Raw genomic sequence first — 14,400 nt, forward strand, 5'->3', positions numbered from 1 at the left:
GAGCCGTTGCTGAAGTCGGGGGTGAAGTCGGCCTCGGGCGGGGGGAGTTCGCACCAGACCGTCTTGCCCTCGGGCCCTTGCTCCACGCCCCACCGCGTCGCGAGCGCGTCGAGCAGCACGAGCCCGCGGCCATTCTCGTCGTCGGGCCCGGTCGCGCGTACGACAAGCCAGGCGTACGGCTCCGGGTCCGTGACGGCGACTCGTGTACGGCCGTCGGTGTGGGTCACCGTCAGGGTCACCGGGGTGCCCTCGCCGATGTGCCGGATCACGTTGGTGAGTAACTCGCTGACACAGAGCTGGACTTCGGGACACGGGACGCCGAGGTGTCCGCGTACGGCACGGCGGGCCTCCGGCACGACCGCGGGTACGGCGAGGAGTTCGAGGACGAGCGGAGTCACCGGCCGGCCGCCTTGCGGAGGGCGGCGGTGAGGGCCCTCGCGGTGTCGAGGTTGCAGTTCCCGAGTTCGACGAGCGGGGGGCCGTAGGTCTGGACGACCGAGGGGAGGTCCAGGCCGAGGGAGGGCAGGATGATCCCGTTCGCCTTCAACGCGGCCTGGAGTTCGGCCACTTCGCTGGTGGCCTCGTGGGAGTAGGGGCTGCTCATTGCCGTACGCCTCTCTCTGTGACGAAGTGCTCACACAGTGACGCGGAATCTCGTACCGTGACATGGTTTGGGTTGCACCCGGGAACTGGCAAAAAAGGCGGAGGTGAGTTGTGCCCCCACGCAAGGACACGGACGCGTCGGCGAATGTGCCTTCCTTCTACGGCGCGGAGTTGCGCTTCAAAAGGGAACAGGCGGGCCTGACGCTCGAACAGTTGGCGGAGGGAAGCTTTCGGGGCATCCCGTTCCTGAGCCTGATCGAGCGGGGTGAGCGGCGCATGCCGTTGGATCTCGCCAAGCACGTGGACAAGCGGCTCGGTACGGATGGCTTTTTCGAGCGGCGTTGTGAAGACGCCCGGAAGGCGAAACGGTCGGGGCATGCGGAGTACTTCGCGGATGTCGCGGAGTTGGAGACGTACGCGGACTCAATTGAGGACTGGGCCCCGATGCTCATCCCCGGACTGCTGCAAACAGAGAGTTACGCCAGGGCAGTTGTCCGCACCTCGCTGCCTTGGCTGCCGCCGGAAACCGTGGAGAAGCAGGTCGCGGCTCGTTTGGACCGCGCGAAACTCTGGGAACGAGACGAGCGTCCGTCGTTCTGGGTGGTGCTCCACGAGTCGCTGATCCGCAAACCGCTGCTGTCGTCCCAGGAGATGGCGGTCCAACTGGACCACATCGGGCAGGTGATCAACGGTAATCAGGGCGTTTTACAGATCCTGCCGGAAACGGCGGCGGCCCACCCGTTCATGATGGGGATGATCCGGACCATGACCTTCCCGGACGCGCCGCCCGTGGTGTACACGGAAGGTCTGCACAGCGGTCAACTGATCGACTATCCGGCCCTCGTGAAGGACTACCGCAGGTCGTACGATCTGCTCAGGGCCGCGGCGCTACCGCCAGATGCGTCCCTGACCATGATCGAGCAAGCGGCAGAGGACTACCGAAATGGCAAGCACCGAGCATGACTTGAGCTGGCGAAAGAGCACCTACAGCAACGGTTCTGGCGGCGAATGCCTCGAAGTCCGTGACGATCTCCCCGGTGTCGTCCCCGTCCGTGACTCCAAGGTCCCGGACGGTTCGGCGCTGCTCATCCCCGCTCCCGTGTGGGCGTCCTTCGTCGACTGGGCCGGTACTGCCTAGCCGTCCACCTTGGAGGATCACGGAAATGGCAAGCACAGGGCCTGACTTGAGCACTGCGGTGTGGCGTAGGAGCAGCTACGGTTCGGCGCTGCTCATCCCCGCCTCCGCGTGGGCACCCTTCGTCAACTGGACCGGTACCGGCGCATAGTGGTGGGCAAGATCGGCGGCGAGGTCGCGGAGGTGGGCCCTGGCTTCGGTGGGGCCGTGCACGGTGATGGCGCTTCCGAACGGCAGTAGTGCTCGCACGTCCTCCAGGTGCAGGAAGCGGATCGTCACCTTGCGGCCGGTGGCGGATTCTTCATGGTCGTCGGGGACGAGTCGTAGGCCGAAGATCCGTTGCGCTCGCTCGATCTGGGTCTGGTCGATGGTGGCGCTGACCTCTATCGCGTGGTTGTGCTCCCACTGGTCAACGAGCGTTGCGGCGACGGTGGTCAGGGTCTGGCTCTCGCGGATCCGTCGTGGCTGGTCGACTTCCTTCCACGTCGTGATCCGTTCGAGCCGGTACATCCGTGGCACTCGGGCGCGGTCGGCGACGAGGTACCAGATGCCGGCCTTGGCGACCAGCCCGTAGGGATCCACGACCAGGTCGCGTGGGCATGACTCGCGTGGGCTGTCGTACTCGATCCGTAGCCGGCGACCTCGCCGCACCGCGCCGATCAGCGAAGCCGGAGTCGTGGCGGAAGCTCGTGGCTGACGCCAGGGACGGCTGTCCACGTGCACTACGTCGGTGAGCGGCAGGAGTTCATGAACTCGACGTGGATGTGCGGCGGCGATCTTGGAGAGCGCGCGGCGGCTTTCGGCCGATGCGTCGAGTTCCGCACGTTGCTTCTCGTCCAGCCCGGTGAGCGACAGATGATCACGCTCGTCCGGTGTGAGTCGCGTGAGGTCGAGCCCGGACCCGGGCAGCATGGTCACGCCTCCGAGGCGGCCCCGGTGTGCGGTCACCGGCAGACCGGCGTCGCGGAGCCAGTTCAGGTCCCGGGTGATGGTTCGGAGGGACACCCCGAGCGCCGAGGCGAGTTCCTGTGTGGTCACGGCATCCCGCGATTCGAGGAGCAGCATCAGGGAGAAGAAGCGGTCTGGGGTCACCCACCAATTTTCCCGGGAATTGCGACACGATGCGGCGCATATCCCGGTCAGGCTGCTGGACGCGTACCCACGACCTGTGCGTGCGTACCTGCGACCTGCGAGAAGGAACTTCCATGACCACCACATCCGTCGTGTCCATCGTCTATGTGAACGACGCTCCCGCCGCAGCTCGCTTCTACGGCGACCTCCTCGGCATGAGCCCCTCGTTCGAGACGTCGGGATACATCACCTTCGACCTCGGGCCAGGCGCTGACCTCGGTCTGTGGTCCGGCCAGTTCGAGGATCTGTCACCGGACGTCCCGCGTACCAGTGAGGTGTGCCTGGCCGTCGACGGTGGACCCGACGAGCTCAACTCGACCTTTGAGCAGTGGAGTTCCAAGGGGGTCACGATCCTGCGCGAGCCCCATGACGCGGGGTTCGGGCTGACCTTCCTCGCAGCCGATCCCGACGGGAACCGTATCCGCGTCGCACCGCGGGGCTGAAAGGCCGCAATCAGGAGCAGCTACAGCAATGGCAGCGGCGGCGGCGAGTGCGTCGAGGTCCTCGACAACCTTCCCGGTGTCGTCCCCGTCCGGGACTCCAAGGTCCCGGACGGTTCGGCGATGCTCATCCCCGCCGCTGCCTCCGCCTGCGCGCCCTTCGTCGGCTGGGCCGGGGCTGTCCAGGCGTATTGACCACGAGCGTTGTTGACAGATGGTGAGCGGGGAAGGGTCGGCTGTTCAACGTCGACGGGCGTGGGAGAGGTGGGATGTTCAGCCGCCGGCGGTCAGGGTCCGCAGGCGGTCCAAGGTCTCACGAATGATGTCTTGCAAGACTTGGTCCTCGGTGGCGGTGACCCATCGCGAGAAAGCGACGCGGAACACGGCGATGCTGGTCTCTGCGGCCAGGCTTGCCTCGATGTCGCCGATGCCTCGCTGCCGCAGTCTGTCGGCCAGGGCGGCCGACATGGATGCGAGCTTGATCAACTCGCGTTCGCGGAGATCGGCGTTAGCCATGATCACGGTCTGCCGCATCCGTGCGAGCTCACGATCGCCACCCACCATCTGGGCCACTGCATCAAGCACGGCCGCGACGGCATCCAGCGCCGACGCCGTGGCCGGCACCTCGTCCAGGACGGCCAGCGACTTCTGCTCCAGGGCGGAGGAGTCGTCGAAGAGGACCTCGCGTTTGTCGGCGAAATACCGGAAGAAGGTGCGGGCAGTGACGCCCGCCCGGTCGGCTATGTCCGCCACCATCGTCTGCTCGAAACCGCGCTCCAGATACAGCGACAGCGCGGCCTCACGTAGCCGGTCACCGGCCCCAGGTTTCCACCGTCCCATGCCGAGAGTGTAGGTGATGTCACTTCGTGACACGCCGCTCCAACCGTCGCGATGTCACTCGATGACATCATCGTGGTAAAGTGATGTCACCTGATGACATCACTTGTGGAGGCAACGATGAAGCGCATCCAGTACCACCAGTACGGCGGCCCCGAAGTCATGCGTCTGGAGGATTTCGAGCCGGCTCGTCCTGGTTCCGGCGAGGTTCTGGTCCGCGTGCGGGCAGCCGCCGCCAATCCCATGGACTGGGGCATCCGCGGCGGCGCCATGAAGATGGTGACGGGGCGGAGGTTCCCGCGCGGACTGGGCCACGACTTCGCGGGCGTCGTCGAAGCACTCGGCGAGGGCGTCACCCGGCTCGGCGTCGGCGACGAAGTGCTCGGCGGGGCGTCGATCAAGGCGTCGGGAGCCTTCGCCGAAATGGTCCTGGCCGCGGAGAAGGGGCTTGTGAAGAAGCCCGCAAAACTCTCCTTCGAGGAAGCCGCCGCCCTCCCGACCGTTGGCCTCACCGCGCTGCAAGCCGTGCTCAAGAAGGGAAAGCTGCAGTCCGGGCAATCGGTCTTCGTCAACGGCTGCCTCGGTGGAGTCGGGCGAGCCGGCGCCCAGATCGCGCTGGCGCACGGCGCCTCGGTGGGAGGTAGCTGCCGCGACACCGCCAGGCAAGACGCACACGACCTCGGCCTCGACCCGATCGTCGAATTCGGCTTTGACCCGACGACGCTCAGCGGCAGATTCGACCTCGTCTTCGACACGGCCGACACGCTCCCGACCGATGCGGCGAAGAAGATGCTGAAGCCCGGCGGACGCATCGTCGGCATTCACCCCACCCCCGCGAATATGGCAAAGAGTGCGCTGCCGGGCCCGTACAACGTCTTGATCGCCAGGCCCGTCACGGGGGACCTGGAGGAGGTCGCGCGCGCCGCTGGACGCGGCACACTGCGCGTGCCGATCGCCCGCACGGTGCCCCTCACGGAAGCCATCGCGGCACTGACGGAGCTCGAACTCAACGGCACCCCCAAGGGCGGCAAGCTCATCATCACGACCCAGTGACCGCAGGGGCATCGGTGTCACATCCCAACGCCCGGCTGACCGTTCACGGCCGCCGGCTCCTGGTCGACCGGGTCCGGGCCGGGCGTCCCGTCGCCCACGTCGCTGACGAGATGGGCATCTCCCGGGCCACTGCCCACACGTGGGTTCGGCGTCGGCGGGCCGAGGGCGATGCGGGCCTGTACGACCGCACGAGCCGGCCCCGAACCACTCCCCACCGCACACCCTCCGACATGGAGGAACAGATCTGCGCACTGCGACGAGAGCGGAAACTCGGCCCCGCACGGATCGGCCCGATCCTGGGCATTCCCGCCTCCACGGTGCACCGCGCGCTGACCCGCTACGGCCTGAACCGCCTGCGATGGATGGACCGGCCCACCGGCCAGGTCATACGCCGCTACGAACGAGCAAGCCCCGGCGAACTCGTCCATGTCGACATCAAGAAACCCGGCAACATCCCCGACGGCCGCGGCCATCGGATCATGCCCCGCCAACAAGCCCTCGCCAACCGGCAGTCCACCGCCGACGCGCGCAAGGGCGGCAGCCCCGTGATCGGCTACAGCTACGTCCACTCCGCCATCGATGACTACTCCCGGCTCGCCTACAGCGAGGTCGTGTCCTGGGCGGGCGAGAGCGGCATCGGTCAGTTCGGCATGCAGGTCACCGCGCCCTCCGGCACCAGCGGCACGATCGCGGTGCCGACGTACGGCGGAGCCGATCCCGTCGTGTCGGTCGGCGGTCACGTGGTGTGGAGCAACGGCGCGTTCACCGCGACCGACGGCATCGGCGGCGCCCACGCGGACGCGGACCACGTCTACCTCACCGGAGTCCAGCCCGGCACCTACCTGGTCGCGGCGAACCCCGGCGGCGCGGCCACCCCGGCCGGCTACACCTCCTGCGCGCAGGAGAACGGCATGTGCCCCTTCACCGGCACCCGCACGGTCGCGTACGGCGCGTGGAGCACGTACAAGCAGAAGGCGCTCACCAGCCCAGCGGACCCCCTGCACCAACGCGGTGTTCACCGACCCGCTCCAGGGCACGGTCAAGGCCTGCTATCTGCTCCCTGCCGACTGACCGGTGCCGTACGACGAGACGGCCGCCGGTTCTCCCACGAGAACCGGCGGCCGTCGTCGTTCGACGAGTCAATGCTTACTGGGTGCTTACTGGGTGCGGATCACGATCGAACCGCAGATCTTGTCCGCGAACGTCTGGCGCTTCGCGTCCCACGCCGGCCACAGCCAGCCCAGGTAGCACGCGAGGCTGTCGAGGAAGTGGGCGAGGCGGCGGACGAAGGCCATGCCGACGCCGAGGGGCTGGCCGTCGCTCTCGCGGACCAGGCGGATGCCCAGCGCCTGCTTGCCGACGGTCTGGCCGGTGCGGCCCTCGCGGATCAGCTGCCAGATGGCGACGCCGATGATGGCGATGCCGCCGATCGCCAGCAGCACGCCCTTGCCCTGGCTCACGATGATCAGGATGTACGGCACGATGAAGACGAGCCCGTCGACCAGGGTGCCGAGGAAGCGCTGGCCCCAGTTCGCGTACGGCGGGGTCGCGCCGTAACCCGCCTGCTGGTAACCGGGGTAGCCCGGCTGCTGCGGGTAGCCGTAGCCCTGCTGCGGAGGGACACCCTGAGGGGCGCCCTGCGGGTAGCCGTAGCCCGGCTGGCCCTGGGGCTGGCCGTACCCGGGCTGGCCCTGCGGCTGGCCGTAGCCCGGCTGGGGGTTCTGCTGTGGTTGCCCGTAGGGGTTGTTCGGGTCGTAACTCATAGCGGGTTTTCCTCCGTTGGCAATGCGGGGACGATGCGGATCGCGCGGAGGAATGTCACATGATGAGCGGCTTGCCCCCCAACACCTACCGCAGTACTGCGGCGTTCATCGTTCTAGCCGAGGCTGGATTTTGTCCAGCGGCATTCCATAGGTGTTGTGTAAGTGCAACATCAGTGATCATGGCGATACACCCGGGGTGTACCCGGATTGGAACCCGGAGGGCGTCATCCGCGAGGATGGGTCCATGACCGCCCAGATTCTCGATGGCAAGGCCACCGCAGCCGCGATCAAGTCCGATCTGACCGCCCGCGTGGCGGCGCTGAAGGAGAAGGGCGTCACGCCCGGCCTCGGCACGATCCTGGTCGGGGACGACCCCGGCAGCCAGAAGTACGTCGCCGGCAAGCACCGGGACTGCGCCCAGGTGGGCATCGCGTCCATCCAGCGCGAGCTGCCCGCCACCGCCTCCCAGGAGGAGATCGAGGCGGTCGTGCGCGAGCTGAACGAGGACCCTGCCTGCACCGGGTACATCGTCCAACTGCCGCTCCCCAAGGGCATCGACGAGAACCGCATCCTCGAACTCATGGACCCGGACAAGGACGCCGACGGCCTCCACCCGATGAACCTCGGCCGGCTCGTCCTCAACGAGCCCGCCCCCCTGCCCTGCACCCCGAACGGCGTCCTCACCCTGCTGCGCCGCTACGGCGTGGAGATCAAGGGCGCCGAGGTCGTGGTCGTCGGCCGCGGTGTCACCATCGGCCGTCCCATGCCGCTCCTCCTCACCCGGCGCAGCGAGAACGCCACAGTGACCCAGTGCCACACGGGCACGCGCGACCTCTCCTCGCACCTCAAGCGCGCCGACATCATCGTCGCCGCCGCCGGTTCCGCCCACCTGATCCGCCCCGAGGACGTGAAGCCGGGCGCCGCCGTCCTCGACGTCGGCGTCTCCCGGAGCGCCGACGGCAAGATCGTGGGCGACGTCCACCCGGGCGTCGCCGAGGTCGCCGGCTTCATCTCCCCGAACCCCGGCGGAGTCGGCCCGATGACCCGCGCCCAGCTGCTCGTCAACGTGGTCGAGGCGGCCGAGCGCAGTGTCGCCTGAAAGCCCTGCGAGCCCTGAAAGCCCTGCGAGCAAGGACCCCGGTCCAGGTAAGGGTGTGGATGCCGTGGATGACACCGAGGTGACGGACCCCGGTACGAGCGCGGATGCCGTAGCCGCCGTAGCTCCTGCGGACGACGACTTCGAGGTCACGGACCCGGTCAGCGTGCCCGACGCCGACGGGCACCCGCGCCGCGCCACCCGCCGCTTCCCCCTCTTCACCCGGGACACCGCCCGCCCCGAGGGCGGCGGCCGGGCCGCCCCGCGCGAGGCCCCGGCCCCGGCCCGCCAGTGGCCGATCCTCGCCATCCTCGGCACAGTCGGCCTCGGCCTCCTCCTGACCGCCTTCGACGTCTTCCGCTACGGCATCCTGCTGATCGGCGCCGCGCTGCTGGCCGGCGCCGTCCTGCGCTGGGTCATGCCGGACGTCGGCATGCTCGCCGTACGCTCCCGCTTCACCGACATCGTCACCTACGGCGTGCTCGGCCTCGCGATCGTCCTGCTGGCGCTGATGGCGCAGCCGAAGCCGTGGCTGACGATCCCGTTCCTGAAGGACACGCTCCACTACACGGTCAACAGCAACTAGCGGCTGGTAGCCGGCAACCAGCGCGCGGCGCCCGGCAGTTCACGACACACGACGGCGGCCCGTCCTCTCCCCCGAGCAAGGACGCGCCGCCGTCTGCGTTCACCTTGCCGACGTGGGGGCCCGCTGTTCAACGGCTGTCGGTCCGCTGTGGCAGGGAGGTGACCGTTTCGCTACGCGCTCCGCACCGCCCGGCGACGAGGGAACCGTTCCCCTTCCGGTGTCGTCATTTCGCTCGGAGCGGGCGCAAGGGGACACCGAGGACACCGGGGAGGTGCGATGGGCGGCTGGCAGCCGCTGCCGGACGAACTCCCGGCGGAGGTACGGCACTTCGTGGAGCAGCTGCGCCTCCTCAAGGACCGCACCGGGCTGAGCCTGGTGGCGCTCGGCGCGCGCACCGCGTACAGCAAGTCCTCCTGGCACCGCTATCTCAACGCCACCCAGCCCCCGCCCCGGCAGGCCGTCGTCGCCCTGTGCCGGGTGGCCGGCGCCGACCCCGAACGCATCGGCGTGCGCTGGGAGCTGGCGGTCCAGGCCTGGCCCCGCCCGGAGACGGTTCCGGAGAAGACCGGGGGAGGGGACGGTCTCCCCGCTGACGAGTACCGGGAGGATCCGACCCTGCCGTGGTGGGACACCCCGCCGGAGAAGCCGGAGAACGGGCGGGGGCAACCCGGCGGACGGCTGCTCCGGTACGCGTTGGCGCTGTTGCTTCTCCTGCTCGTCACTGCTGTCGTGGGAGTCGTGGTCCTTGTGTCGATGTATTGACAAGTTTGCGGATATGCAACGAAGCCGACCAACAACCGCGTTAGCGTGGGCAATTCAGGGCAGAGGGGGGAAAGCAATGCCTCGTTGGAGGGCCTTGCCGGATGAACTCGATCCGCAGGTCAGGGAGTTCGCGAGCCAGTTGCGCAGGCTCGTCGACCGCAGCGGCCTGAGCATCGCGGCGGTGGCCGACCGCACGGGCTACAGCAAGACGTCCTGGGACCGCTATCTCAACGGCCGGCTCCTCGCACCGAAGGGCGCGATCATCGCCCTGGCCGAGGTCACCGGCACCAATCCCGTTCATCTGACCACGATGTGGGAGCTCGCCGAGCGCTCCTGGAGCCGCTCGGAGATGCGGCACGACATGACCATGGAGGCGATCCGGGTCTCCCAGGCGCGCGCCGCGCTGGGGGAGTTCGGGGCGCCCCCGGCGAACGCGCCGAGCGCCAAGGCGCAGGGCGGCAGGACGGCCCGCAAGGGTGGCGGCAGTGCCACCGCGACCCCGGGGATCGCGGGCCCGGCGGGAGTGTCCCCGACGGTGCCGCCGCAGTCGGCGGCGCCCGACGGTGACGTACGGGAAAGCGCTTCGAAGGACGTGAGGGAAGGTCCGTCGAAGGTCGCCAACTCCTGGGGGATCGCCGGGTATTCGGGACCGCAGCAGTCCGGTGGCGGAGGCGGTGCCGGTGGCGGCTCCGGTGCCGGGGCGGCGGGCGTGAAACCCGAGCCCGAGGTGCCGGTTCCGTACGGCGAACCTTCGCGGCCGTCCCGGCCCGTGCCGCCCGCCGGCGTGGGCGGTGCCAGGCGGCGGGCGCTGATGTTCGGCGCCGGGGTCCTCGGGGCGCTGGTCGTGATCGCGGCCGTGTTCCTGTTCACGGACAACGGCGGCGGGGAGAAGAAGGCCGGGGCCACGCACACCTCGGCCTCGGCGTCCGCCAGTACGAACCCCGATCTGCCGGCCGGGGTGAAGTGCGTGGGCGCCGGCTGCACCGGCAAGGACGCCGAGGCGATGGGCTGCACGACGGAGGCGGGCGCGGTGACCACCGCCAAGACCGCGACCGTCGGTACGACCGTCGTCGAGGTCCGCTACAGCAAGACGTGCGGTGCCGCCTGGGGCCGTATCACCACGGGAGTGGCAGGGGACTCCGTGCAGGTCAGCGCGGGGACCGTCAAGGAGACCGACAGCATCACGGCGTCCGACGACGCCATCGCCTACACCCCGATGGTGGCCGTGAAGGACGCCGGCGAGGCGAAGGCCTGCGTGACGCTGGCGTCGGGGCAGAAGGGGTGCACCACCTAGGCGCACCACCTGGGGGGCCCAGGTTGCGAGGGTCTGTGGGGATTCTGTGAACGTACGGAATGCGCGCTCCGGATCGGGGCAGGCGGACAGTACCCCCACGGGAGTCCGGACACCCGGTGCCCCCACGGCGGTCGTCCGGTGTTCCTCTCCCGAGCCGGACGGCCGCCTTTTCCGTGTCCGACCCCCGGCTCTGTGGGGTGGGCCACACGGACCCGGGAGTCCGGGATCGCGGATGCGCGATAGCCTGACCGGTGGATCTCTCGACGCCAAGAGATCGATCATTTGTACGTCCCGCACCCCGGGGCAGTGCCGCCCCACCGCCAGCTGTCATAACGGAGAACGCCATGACCCGCACTCCCGTGAACGTCACCGTCACCGGCGCGGCCGGCCAGATCGGTTACGCCCTGCTCTTCCGCATCGCCTCCGGCCAGCTGCTCGGCGCGGACGTGCCGGTCAAGCTGCGTCTCCTGGAGATCACCCCGGCGCTCAAGGCCGCCGAGGGCACGGCGATGGAGCTCGACGACTGCGCCTTCCCGCTCCTCCAGGGCATCGACATCACGGACGACCCGAACGTCGCCTTCGCCGGCGCGAACGTCGCCCTCCTCGTGGGCGCCCGCCCCCGCACCAAGGGCATGGAGCGCGGCGACCTGCTCTCCGCGAACGGCGGCATCTTCAAGCCGCAGGGCAAGGCCATCAACGACAACGCCGCGGACGACATCAAGGTCCTCGTCGTCGGCAACCCGGCCAACACCAACGCGCTCATCGCGCAGGCCGCCGCCCCGGACGTACCGGCCGACCGCTTCACCGCGATGACCCGCCTGGACCACAACCGCGCGCTGACCCAGCTCGCGAAGAAGACGGGCACCACGGTCGCCGACATCAAGCGCCTGACCATCTGGGGCAACCACTCCGCCACCCAGTACCCCGACATCTTCCACGCCACGGTCGCCGGCAAGAACGCCGCCGAGACCGTGAACGACGAGAAGTGGCTGGCCGAGGACTTCATCCCGACCGTCGCCAAGCGCGGCGCCGCGATCATCGAGGCCCGGGGCGCGTCCTCGGCGGCCTCCGCCGCGAACGCCGCCATCGACCACGTCCACACCTGGGTCAACCGCACGGCGGACGGCGACTGGACCTCCATGGGCATCCCGTCGGACGGTTCCTACGGCGTCCCCGAGGGCCTCATCTCCTCCTTCCCGGTCACCACGAAGGACGGCGTCTACGAGATCGTCCAGGGCCTGGACATCAACGAGTTCTCCCGCGCCCGCATCGACGCGTCGGTGAAGGAGCTGGAGGAGGAGCGCGAGGCGGTCCGCTCCCTCGGCCTCATCTGAGTCGCTTCATCCGAGCCACCTGCGGGCCGTTCTCGACGGCTCTGTCACGGGCTTGCGCGGGCCCTGTTCCGGTTACGGCCGGAGCGGGGCCCGTTTCCTTTTTCGTCGCTACGGTCTGAAGCAGTACGTGGTGGGTGATTCGGGGGGTTCGTGATGGCTGGTTGGGATGGCTCCGGCTACGGCGGCTTCGGTGCCGAGCGCGGTCCGAGCGAGGAGCGGGGGCAGGCGCCCTGGGCGGTGTGGTCCACGGCGGAGACGCAGACCTCGCTGACCCCGCCGGCGTGGGTGTCACCACCGACTCCTGTCCCGGCTCCACCTCCCGCCCCCGCACCCACTTCCGGCCATCGCGCCTGGAAGCTGGTCCTCGCGGTGGCGCTCGCGGTCGTGCTGGGCGCGGGTGCCGGGGGCGGGGTCTGGTACGTCACGCACGGGCGCGGCACGCACAACCACGTGGAGGCGAGCGGGAGTTCGAGGGCGACCGGGCCCGGATCGTCGTACCGCACCGCCCAGGACCCCACCGGCTACACGGCCGACGTCCCCAAGGGCTGGACCCGTACCCAGCGGCAGGGCGCGAAGGCCCCGGTGGTCACCTACGACTCCCCGGACGGCACGCGCCGCCTACAGATCTTCCGCGTCTCGGAGAACTCCCCGGCCGAGTCCCTGGACCTCGCGGAGAACGACCCCGGCTACGGCTTCGCCCGGCAGCCCGGTTACCAGGTCATCGACCGCGCCACCGGCGCGAGTTGGGCCGAACTCACCTACCGCTACGACGACCAGGACAAGGGTGCCCGCCGGGTGATCGACCACCGCTTCGAGGCGGCGGGCGGCTCGTTCTACGCGGTCCGGTCCAGCGGCCCCGAGTCCCTCGATCCCGCACTGGTCAGGGGTCCGCTCACCGCGGCGGTGGATTCCTTCTGCCCGGCGGGCGCGAACTGCCGGTAGGCGGGCGCGAACTGCCGGTAGGCGGGCGCGAACTGCCGGTGGGCGGGGGCGGGTTCCTACTCCATCCCCCGCTTGCCCGGCGCCCAGAACGGCTTCGTGAGGACCGAGCGCCGGTCCCAGCCCAACTCCCGTACGAGCACCTGCCGGACCTGCTGCACGGTACGGGCCTCCCCGGCGACGTACGCGATGCCACCGGGCTCGGGGGCGAGCTGTTGTACGGCGTCCGGGAGTGAAGTCCCGCCCCTGGTCAGCCAGTTGAGGCGCTCGGAGTGGGTCAACGGCAGCCGGTCCGCCTCCGACTCCGTCTCGACGCAACCGGCGACCCGCGCCCCCTCGGGCAGTGCGGCCAGCATCGCGCCGAAGGCGACCGAGGCCGTCTCCTCGCCGACGAAGACGTGGTGGGAGGCGTCGGGGCGGAGGGTGAAGGTGCCCTCGGGCTTCCGCAGGCGCACCTGCTCGCCGAGGCCGACGCTCTTTCCCCAACGGCCCCCGGGTCCCCCCTCGGTGTGGTCCAGCACGCACAACTCGACGGCTCCGGACGGGTCGTAGCGCCAGATGGAGTACGTGCGCAGGGTCAGGCCGGTGACCAGGACGCGGACCTGCTGGCCGGGGTGGACGTCGAGTCCGGCGAGTGTGTCGCTCTCGATGCGGAGGCGGCGCATGCGGGCGCTGATGGGTTCGGCGGCGGTGACGGTGGCTCGGAGGGTGACCAGGTCGAGGACGGGGTTCAGGAGGGCGGACGGCACAGGGGCTCCTCAACTGGGCGGCGCGTGTGGGGAGTTGGAGATCAGGAGTGGCGGGCTGGACGCGATAGTACGCGTTTCCCGTCGGACGCGATAGTGCGTGTGGTGGTCGTCCGGTCGCGGTGTCCGACGATCACGACCGCGGTGGCCGCGAGGACGATCAGGGCGACCGTGCGCAGCGCCGGGGCCATGCCGTGGGCGAGGTCCGGGTGGGCGGCCAGGATCGTGCCGGTGACCGCCACGCCCAGGGCCGCGCCGAGTTCGCGGGCCGAGGTGCCGAGACCGGAGCCGAGGCCCGTCTGGTGCGGCGGGAGCGAGGTGACCACGCCGACCGTCAGCGCGGGCATGGACAGCCCGGTGCCCGCCGAGATCACCAGCAGCCAGCAGGCGTACGTCCAGTACGGGGTGCCCGCGTCGGCGGTGGACGCGCCCAGCAGGCCCAGGCCGATGAGGGCGAGACCGGTGCCGATGACCGGGCGGGGGCGGTGCGACCAGCGGACGGCGAGTTTCGGGACGAGGGCCATGCCGATCGTCAGCGGCACGATCGCGACGCCGGTGACGGCGGCGCCGTAGCCCTTGATGCCTTGCAGGTACTGGGAGTTGACGTAGAAGAGGGAGAACAGGCCGAAGAAGCCGGTGGCCGTGCCGAGGGTGGCCGCGCGGAGGGTGGGGGAGGCGAAG

Annotated in this window: 18 protein-coding genes and 1 pseudogene; 12 read left to right on the top strand and 7 right to left on the bottom strand. The window is 69.5% G+C overall.

The features are described 5' to 3' along the window. Together AC31A1_RS31165 and AC31A1_RS31170 are read right to left on the bottom strand one after the other, a co-directional pair. The coding region (locus tag AC31A1_RS31165) for an ATP-binding protein (RefSeq protein ID WP_489656529.1) at positions 1-398 on the bottom strand (398 nt) is incomplete at its 3' end. Continuing rightward, on the bottom strand, positions 395-604 hold the full coding sequence (locus tag AC31A1_RS31170) for a hypothetical protein (protein WP_489656530.1): 210 nt from the start codon (positions 602-604) through the stop codon (positions 395-397). The genes AC31A1_RS31170 and AC31A1_RS31165, both read right to left, overlap by 4 nt. A 110-nt stretch (positions 605-714) precedes the next feature. Here AC31A1_RS31170 and AC31A1_RS31175 point away from each other — a divergent pair, with 110 nt between their 5' ends. Both AC31A1_RS31175 and AC31A1_RS31180 read left to right on the top strand, forming a co-directional pair. Further along, the gene (locus AC31A1_RS31175; protein WP_489656531.1) at positions 715-1,566 is read left to right on the top strand and encodes a helix-turn-helix domain-containing protein; all 852 of its coding nucleotides are present in this window, start codon (positions 715-717) and stop codon (positions 1,564-1,566) included. After that, the gene (locus AC31A1_RS31180) at positions 1,547-1,741 is read left to right on the top strand and encodes a DUF397 domain-containing protein (protein WP_489656532.1); all 195 of its coding nucleotides are present in this window, start codon (positions 1,547-1,549) and stop codon (positions 1,739-1,741) included. The genes AC31A1_RS31175 and AC31A1_RS31180 overlap by 20 nt, the downstream gene beginning before the upstream one ends. Positions 1,742-1,816: 75 nt before the next feature. On the opposite strand, the gene AC31A1_RS31185 is transcribed toward AC31A1_RS31180, so the two are convergent. After that, positions 1,817-2,830, bottom strand: coding sequence for a helix-turn-helix transcriptional regulator (locus AC31A1_RS31185; RefSeq protein ID WP_489656533.1), 1,014 nt, complete (start codon positions 2,828-2,830; stop codon positions 1,817-1,819). 113 nt (positions 2,831-2,943) lie between these two features. On the opposite strand from AC31A1_RS31185, the gene AC31A1_RS31190 reads away from it, so the two are divergent. Both AC31A1_RS31190 and AC31A1_RS31195 read left to right on the top strand, forming a co-directional pair. Beyond that, complete coding sequence (locus AC31A1_RS31190; RefSeq protein WP_489656534.1) at positions 2,944-3,312, top strand: VOC family protein; 369 nt, start codon at positions 2,944-2,946, stop codon at positions 3,310-3,312. A 9-nt stretch (positions 3,313-3,321) separates the two neighbouring features. Then, positions 3,322-3,504 (top strand): DUF397 domain-containing protein, encoded by a 183-nt coding sequence (locus tag AC31A1_RS31195; RefSeq protein ID WP_489656545.1) that lies wholly within the window; start codon positions 3,322-3,324, stop codon positions 3,502-3,504. Between the two features lie 78 nt (positions 3,505-3,582). On the opposite strand, the gene AC31A1_RS31200 is transcribed toward AC31A1_RS31195, so the two are convergent. Further along, positions 3,583-4,149 carry a TetR family transcriptional regulator gene (locus AC31A1_RS31200; RefSeq protein WP_489656535.1) on the bottom strand — a complete coding sequence of 189 codons (567 nt, stop codon included), beginning with the start codon at positions 4,147-4,149 and terminating at the stop codon, positions 3,583-3,585. Positions 4,150-4,266: 117 nt separating this feature from the next. On the opposite strand from AC31A1_RS31200, the gene AC31A1_RS31205 reads away from it, so the two are divergent. Further along, on the top strand, positions 4,267-5,199 hold the full coding sequence (locus tag AC31A1_RS31205; RefSeq protein WP_489656536.1) for an NADP-dependent oxidoreductase: 933 nt from the start codon (positions 4,267-4,269) through the stop codon (positions 5,197-5,199). 14 nt (positions 5,200-5,213) lie between these two features. Beyond that, a pseudogene (locus AC31A1_RS31210) lies at positions 5,214-5,816 on the top strand (helix-turn-helix domain-containing protein); the annotation flags it as partial. Positions 5,817-6,356: 540 nt separating this feature from the next. Here AC31A1_RS31210 and AC31A1_RS31215 read toward each other — a convergent pair. Further along, the gene (locus tag AC31A1_RS31215) at positions 6,357-6,962 is read right to left on the bottom strand and encodes an RDD family protein (RefSeq protein WP_489656537.1); all 606 of its coding nucleotides are present in this window, start codon (positions 6,960-6,962) and stop codon (positions 6,357-6,359) included. Positions 6,963-7,206: 244 nt separating this feature from the next. On the opposite strand from AC31A1_RS31215, the gene AC31A1_RS31220 reads away from it, so the two are divergent. The 6 genes from AC31A1_RS31220 (at position 7,207) to AC31A1_RS31245 (ending at position 12,976) form a co-directional block, all read left to right on the top strand. After that, on the top strand, positions 7,207-8,061 hold the full coding sequence (locus AC31A1_RS31220) for a bifunctional methylenetetrahydrofolate dehydrogenase/methenyltetrahydrofolate cyclohydrolase (RefSeq protein WP_489656538.1): 855 nt from the start codon (positions 7,207-7,209) through the stop codon (positions 8,059-8,061). Positions 8,062-8,224: 163 nt separating this feature from the next. Continuing rightward, entirely contained in the window at positions 8,225-8,644 is a 420-nt protein-coding gene (locus AC31A1_RS31225; protein WP_489656546.1) for a DUF3017 domain-containing protein, read from the top strand. A 276-nt stretch (positions 8,645-8,920) separates the two neighbouring features. Further along, a complete protein-coding gene (locus AC31A1_RS31230) occupies positions 8,921-9,406 on the top strand; it encodes a helix-turn-helix domain-containing protein (protein ID WP_489656539.1) in 486 nt (161 codons plus the stop codon). 94 nt (positions 9,407-9,500) lie between these two features. Then, positions 9,501-10,700, top strand: a complete 1,200-nt coding sequence (locus tag AC31A1_RS31235) for a helix-turn-helix domain-containing protein (RefSeq protein ID WP_489656540.1) — start codon at positions 9,501-9,503, stop codon at positions 10,698-10,700. Between the two features lie 344 nt (positions 10,701-11,044). Continuing rightward, positions 11,045-12,034: a malate dehydrogenase gene (locus tag AC31A1_RS31240; RefSeq protein WP_489656541.1), complete on the top strand. Its 990-nt coding sequence runs from the start codon at positions 11,045-11,047 to the stop codon at positions 12,032-12,034. A 153-nt stretch (positions 12,035-12,187) separates the two neighbouring features. Beyond that, positions 12,188-12,976 carry a hypothetical protein gene (locus AC31A1_RS31245; protein ID WP_489656542.1) on the top strand — a complete coding sequence of 263 codons (789 nt, stop codon included), beginning with the start codon at positions 12,188-12,190 and terminating at the stop codon, positions 12,974-12,976. 56 nt (positions 12,977-13,032) lie between these two features. On the opposite strand, the gene AC31A1_RS31250 is transcribed toward AC31A1_RS31245, so the two are convergent. Together AC31A1_RS31250 and AC31A1_RS31255 are read right to left on the bottom strand one after the other, a co-directional pair. Further along, positions 13,033-13,722, bottom strand: a complete 690-nt coding sequence (locus tag AC31A1_RS31250; RefSeq protein ID WP_489656543.1) for a siderophore-interacting protein — start codon at positions 13,720-13,722, stop codon at positions 13,033-13,035. A 41-nt stretch (positions 13,723-13,763) separates the two neighbouring features. Continuing rightward, a partial coding sequence (locus tag AC31A1_RS31255) for an MFS transporter (RefSeq protein ID WP_489656544.1) occupies positions 13,764-14,400 on the bottom strand: 637 nt, incomplete at its 5' end.

Source organism: Streptomyces sp. P5F9 (assembly GCF_057961495.1).